General features: G+C 72.1%; 7 protein-coding genes. 2 read left to right on the top strand and 5 right to left on the bottom strand.

Going from position 1 to position 4,888, the window contains the following annotated elements:
- The 4 genes from DQW85_RS27605 to rimP form a co-directional block, all read right to left on the bottom strand.
- The coding region (locus tag DQW85_RS27605; protein ID WP_205315452.1) for a translation initiation factor IF-2 N-terminal domain-containing protein at positions 1 to 336 on the bottom strand (336 nt) is incomplete at its 3' end.
- A 112-nt stretch (positions 337 to 448) separates the two neighbouring features.
- Positions 449 to 763: a YlxR family protein gene (locus tag DQW85_RS27600; RefSeq protein ID WP_113702826.1), complete on the bottom strand. Its 315-nt coding sequence runs from the start codon at positions 761 to 763 to the stop codon at positions 449 to 451.
- A complete protein-coding gene (gene nusA / locus DQW85_RS27595) occupies positions 747 to 1,751 on the bottom strand; it encodes a transcription termination factor NusA (RefSeq protein WP_240197463.1) in 1,005 nt (334 codons plus the stop codon). The genes DQW85_RS27600 and nusA overlap by 17 nt, the downstream gene beginning before the upstream one ends.
- Positions 1,752 to 1,762: 11 nt before the next feature.
- The gene (gene rimP, locus DQW85_RS27590; RefSeq protein WP_113702825.1) at positions 1,763 to 2,266 is read right to left on the bottom strand and encodes a ribosome maturation factor RimP; all 504 of its coding nucleotides are present in this window, start codon (positions 2,264 to 2,266) and stop codon (positions 1,763 to 1,765) included.
- Positions 2,267 to 2,630: 364 nt separating this feature from the next.
- Between rimP and DQW85_RS44885 the strand changes: the two genes are divergently transcribed.
- Entirely contained in the window at positions 2,631 to 3,185 is a 555-nt protein-coding gene (locus DQW85_RS44885) for a hypothetical protein (protein WP_162795428.1), read from the top strand.
- A gap of 38 nt (positions 3,186 to 3,223) precedes the next feature.
- Here DQW85_RS44885 and DQW85_RS27580 read toward each other — a convergent pair whose 3' ends face one another.
- On the bottom strand, positions 3,224 to 3,967 hold the full coding sequence (locus tag DQW85_RS27580) for a transposase (RefSeq protein ID WP_205315451.1): 744 nt from the start codon (positions 3,965 to 3,967) through the stop codon (positions 3,224 to 3,226).
- A gap of 122 nt (positions 3,968 to 4,089) precedes the next feature.
- Between DQW85_RS27580 and DQW85_RS27575 the strand changes: the two genes are divergently transcribed.
- On the top strand, positions 4,090 to 4,689 hold the full coding sequence (locus DQW85_RS27575) for a ferritin-like domain-containing protein (protein WP_113702822.1): 600 nt from the start codon (positions 4,090 to 4,092) through the stop codon (positions 4,687 to 4,689).
- The last annotated feature ends 199 nt before the right edge of the window (positions 4,690 to 4,888 follow it).

The raw sequence follows: 4,888 nt of genomic DNA, 5'->3' as shown, positions 1-4,888 counted from the left end.
GGGCGTGCCGCCACCCGCGGGGCCGGGACGCGGACCGGGCCTGGGGCCCGGACGCGGAACCGTGGGGGTCGGCGCCTCCGTGGCGCCATTGCCGGCCTGGCCTTCCGCCGGCCGGGGAGCAGCCTTCGGCGGCTGCGGCTTGGACGACGAACCGCCGCCCCTGGAGGGCCCACCCTTGGATGCGCCCAGAGCTTCGGTGAGCCTGCGGACCACCGGCGCCTCGATGGTGGAGGACGCCGAACGGACGAACTCCCCCATCTCCTGGAGCTTGGCCATGACGACCTTGCTCTCTACGCCGAACTCCTTAGCGAGCTCGTATACCCGGACCTTCGCCACTGCACTCCCTTACTCGGCCCGGGAGGCTGGCTGTGCCGTCCGGACCGTCGTTACGTTGACGTCTTCATCGCCGCGTGCTCATCAGGCGCTCATAGCAATCTGACTCCGCCCATCAACTCGGCGTCCTACATGACATGTCGTACTTCTCCTCTTCCAGGCGCGCTCGCACGCGCGATACGTCGAGCGGCCCTGGCACGCGGAACGCGCGCGGAAACGCTCGGCGACGCTCGGCAAGCTCCAGACAGCTCACGGACGGGTGCAGCGACGCACCACGTCCGGGAAGCCGTCCTCGCAGGTCAGGGATCACGTGATCCTCGACCAGCACAAGGCGGAGGAGCTCGGACTTGGCCGTGCGAACCCTGCAGCCCACACAGGTGCGCTGTGGGGTCGCTCGGCCACCATATTCCAGCTTACCGCGTCGACGCATCTACGGAACCGGCGGCATCCTCGGCCTGGGTGTCAGGGCGGATGTCAATCCGCCATCCGGTCAGCCTGGCGGCGAGCCGGGCGTTCTGCCCCTCCTTGCCGATCGCCAGCGAGAGCTGGTAGTCGGGCACGGTCACCCTCGCCACTCGCCCCTCGAGATCGAGAACCTCGACGTGGGAAACACGCGCGGGAGACAGGGCATTCCCGACGAACTCCCCTGGATCCTCGGACCAGTCGATGATGTCGATCTTCTCGCCGTGGAGCTCGGTCATCACGTTACGCACCCGGGCCCCCATGGGACCGATGCAGGCGCCCTTGGCGTTGACGCCCGGCTTGCGCGACCTGACCGCGATCTTCGTGCGGTGCCCGGCCTCCCTGGCCACCGCGGCGATCTCCACGGTGCCGTCGGCGATCTCCGGCACCTCCAGCGCGAACAGCTTCTTCACCAGGCCCGGATGCGTGCGCGACAGGGTGACCGAGGGGCCCTTGTGCCCCTTCTTCACCTGCACCACGTAGGCGCGGATGCGCTCGCCGTGCACGTAGTCCTCGCCGGGGACCTGCTCGTTGTGGGGCAGCACGGCCTCGATCCTGCCGAGGTCGACCAGCACCACGCGCGGGTCCTTGCCCTGCTGGATCACGCCGGAGACCAGCTCGCCCTCGCGGCTGGCGAACTCCCCGAAGTTGATCTCGTCCTCGGCGTCTCGCAGCTGCTGCAGGATGACCTGCTTGGCGGTGGTGGCCGCGATCCTGCTGAAGTTGCCAGGCGTGTCGTCGTACTCCCGGACGACCTCGCCGTCCTCGTCGAGCTCGGCCGCCCAGATCGTCACGTGCCCGCTCGACCTGTCGAGCTCGGCGCGCGCCTTGGGCGGGGCGCCCTCGGTGCGGAAGTACGCGATCAGCAGCGCGTCCTCGATCGCCTTGACCACCAGGTCGAAGGAGATGTCCTTCTCCCGCTCCAGGCTGCGCAGGACGCTCATGTCGATGTCCACGAGGCTCCCCCCTAGCCCTCGTCGCCGTCGACGTCCGCGTCGTCCGCGTCGTCGTCGATCCGGCGGAACTCCACCTGCACCCGTCCGCGGGCCAGGTCCTGATAGTCGAGCCGGCGGCCCGCGCCGTCGACGTCGAGATCCACGCCGCTCTGGTCGGCGGAGCGCACCCGGCCCTCCACCACGGTGCCGTCTCTCAGCTCCGCCTTCACCAGCCGCCTGGCGGCACGCCGCCAGTGGCGCGGCTCGGTCAGCGGGCGGTCGACGCCCGGCGAGGACACCTCGAGGGTGTAGGCCGTGGGGCCCATCGCGTCGTCCTCGTCGAGGACCGTGGAGACGGCCTGGCTCACGTCGGCGACGTCGTCGAGGCTGACACCGCCGTCGCGGTCAACGACCACCCGCAGCAGCCGGCGCCTGCCGGCCTGGGTGACCGTGACGTCCTCCAAGTCGAGGCCCTCCGCGCTGACGACGGGCTCAAGGAGCTTCATCAGGTGGTCGCGGGGTGATGCGCTGCCCATATCGACCTCCCCTATTGTCATGTCTCAGCCGGGCGGACCTCGCCTTCGGCTCTCCGCCGCCCGGCCGCTCAGCCAGCGACGACAGTTGACACCCTATCTGTAGGAGGGCACGGAAAGAGCGCCACTCGGCGCGTACGGACCGCGAGCCTCGCCTGACCGCGAGTGCGGGGCGCAGCCCGTACGATGCTACTTGCGCCCGTGGTCCCGAGGGCCGCCCGTGTCCCGCGCCGGGCACGGTCCCGGGAGCCACTCGCGCCCCGCGAGTGTGGTCCCGGGCGCGTGTCCGGGGTCCCGGCGCCCTTCACGGCGATCGTGGCCGCAGTCCCGGCGGCCACCGCCGGCCGTAGTCCTGGAGGTCCCTTCCGTGCGCCCATCCCTCTCCCGGCGAGCCGTGCTGGCGGGCGGAGCGGCCGCGGCGGCTCTCACCGGATGCAGCGGCCCCACGACCGGCCCCGAACACCCCGCCACGCCACCCGAGCCTCCGGAGCGGCTCCTGGCCCGGCAGCTGATGGCCGACAAGGAGCACCTGATCGGCCTCTACGCGGCGCTGATCGCGAAGGGGGCCACCAAGCTGGCCCCCTTCCGCGACCGCCACCAAGCCCACCTCACCGAGCTCCGCAGGCGCTTCCCCGGCGTGACCCCCTCCCCTGCCCCGCCCTCCTCCGGCGCTCCGGGCTCCCCCCAGCCGGCCGCCCCTTCGCCGGGCGCCCCGCAGTCCGCCGGGCCTTCCGCCGGGCCTTCGCAGGGCACGGCCGCCGCTCCCGTGGTGTCGCTGTCGCGGCTCCGGAGCCTGGAGCGCAGGGCCGCCGCACTTCGGCCGCGCCAGCTCGCGAGCGCCTCTCCGGCCTTCGCCCAGCTGATCGCCAGCATCGGCGCCTGCGAGGCCGCCCACGCCGTGGCCCTGCCGAGATCGCTTTGACATCTCCCCCGCCTGAAGATGGGGGATGTCAACGGCAACTATCCCGCAAGGAGGAGGTCGCGTTGAGGTTCGCGGTTCGCAGGCCCGCCCAACGGCGCGCCTCCCCGCGCTGCCACCGTGGGCCCCATGGCGGTGTCTCTGATGTTGTCTCTGATGTTCTTCGCCGCGTTGATGTCGGCGTTGTCCCGCCACCCGCAAGCAACACAACGGCGGGCCAGATCGGTCGAGGTCTTCTCCACCCAGTCCCTGCGCCGGTCGGCCTCGCGCGCCTTCAGCTTCGCGACCGCCGCCTTGACCTCGGCGCGCCGGTTCGAGCCGCGCTTGGCGCGGGCCAGCTTGCGCGGCAACCGCGGCAGCCGCGCCTTCTCCGCCTCTCGCAGCCTCGGCGCGGACAGCAGTTCGGCCGTGGACAGCGCGGCCGACACGACGACGCCCCGGTCCACGCCGACCACCTCACCTGTCCCCGGTGCCAAGATGGGCGCGGGGATCGCCGCGAAGGCGACATGCCAGCGGCCCGCCTTGTCGCGCGTGATCCGGTAGGACTTCACGCCCCCGGGCACGGCGCGGGACCAGCGGAACCGCACCCACCACATCTTCGGGACCCTCACCTCGCCCACGTTGCGGGAGACGCGGCGCACGTCCCCGGGCTTGACCGCGACGATCCGGAACCCCTCGCCCTGCCCGCGCTTGCGCCACGTCGGCTTGCGGTGGGTCGCCCGCTCCTGGGCAGGCGTGGGGCAGAGCCGGTAGCGGGACACGCCGATCAACCTACCGATCAACACCGACAAAACCCGGAGACCAACATGTCCGACCGTCCCGGCTTTCCTGCCCGCCCCGAAGGACGCAGCCTCCAGCCTGTAGGTGCTCGGTGAAGGGTGGCGGCGTGGATGGGAGAGCGGGGGCGATGGCAGCCACGGGCGGTGGCGGCACCGAGGCACTGGGCGGCACGGTGACGGCCGCGAAGGGCGCCCGCGCCGAAGGGCTGAGCCAGCCGGTGACCGCGGCGAAGGGTGGCGACGCGGAACGGCTGAGCAAGGCGAAAGGTGGCGACGCGGGACGGCTGGGCAAGGCGCTGGCCGCGGAGCACGCGGCCGTCTTCGCCTACGGCCTGATCGGCGCGCGCACCACGGGGAGGCTACGCATGGAGGCCGCCAGGGCCTTCGAAGCCCACCGCGCCCGCCGCGACCAGCTCCGCTCGCTCATCACCAGTCGCGGCGGCAGGCCCGTCGAGCCGGAGCCGTCGTACTCCCTGCCCGTCGTGCCGTCCACACCCGCTGAGGCCGTCCGCCTGGCGGTGCACGTCGAGACGGGCATGACCGCCGCGTACCTGGAGCTCGCCGCCTGCGACGACCCGGCGTTGCGCAAGTACGCGGCGCTGGCCATGCAGGAGTCGGTGACGCGGTCCTACTCCTTCCAGCCGTCCATCGCCACGGCCTTCCCGGGCATGCCCGGCGCGTCGCCCGCTTCCTCCCCCGCCCCTTCACCGGCCAAGGACGGCGAGTGACAGGCGAGTGAAACCCCCGCCGCCATGACATCCTCCCTCCGAGTGAGGGACCTCGCTCCAGGCGCAGAGTTCGCCGGGCCTGTCGACCCGAGTGCTGGGGCTTGGGCCGCCAGCGGCACGCGGCCTGGCCGGCCGATGGCCGCACGCCACCCTCACGTCGGCGACCGCGAGCTCGCGAGGCCAGCGGGCCGCGCTTTCC

The sequence above is a fragment of the Nonomuraea lactucae genome (assembly GCF_003313395.1).
Taxonomy (GTDB): Bacteria; Actinomycetota; Actinomycetes; order Streptosporangiales; family Streptosporangiaceae; genus Nonomuraea; species Nonomuraea lactucae.
This window is presented reverse-complemented; position numbering and strand designations above follow the sequence as displayed.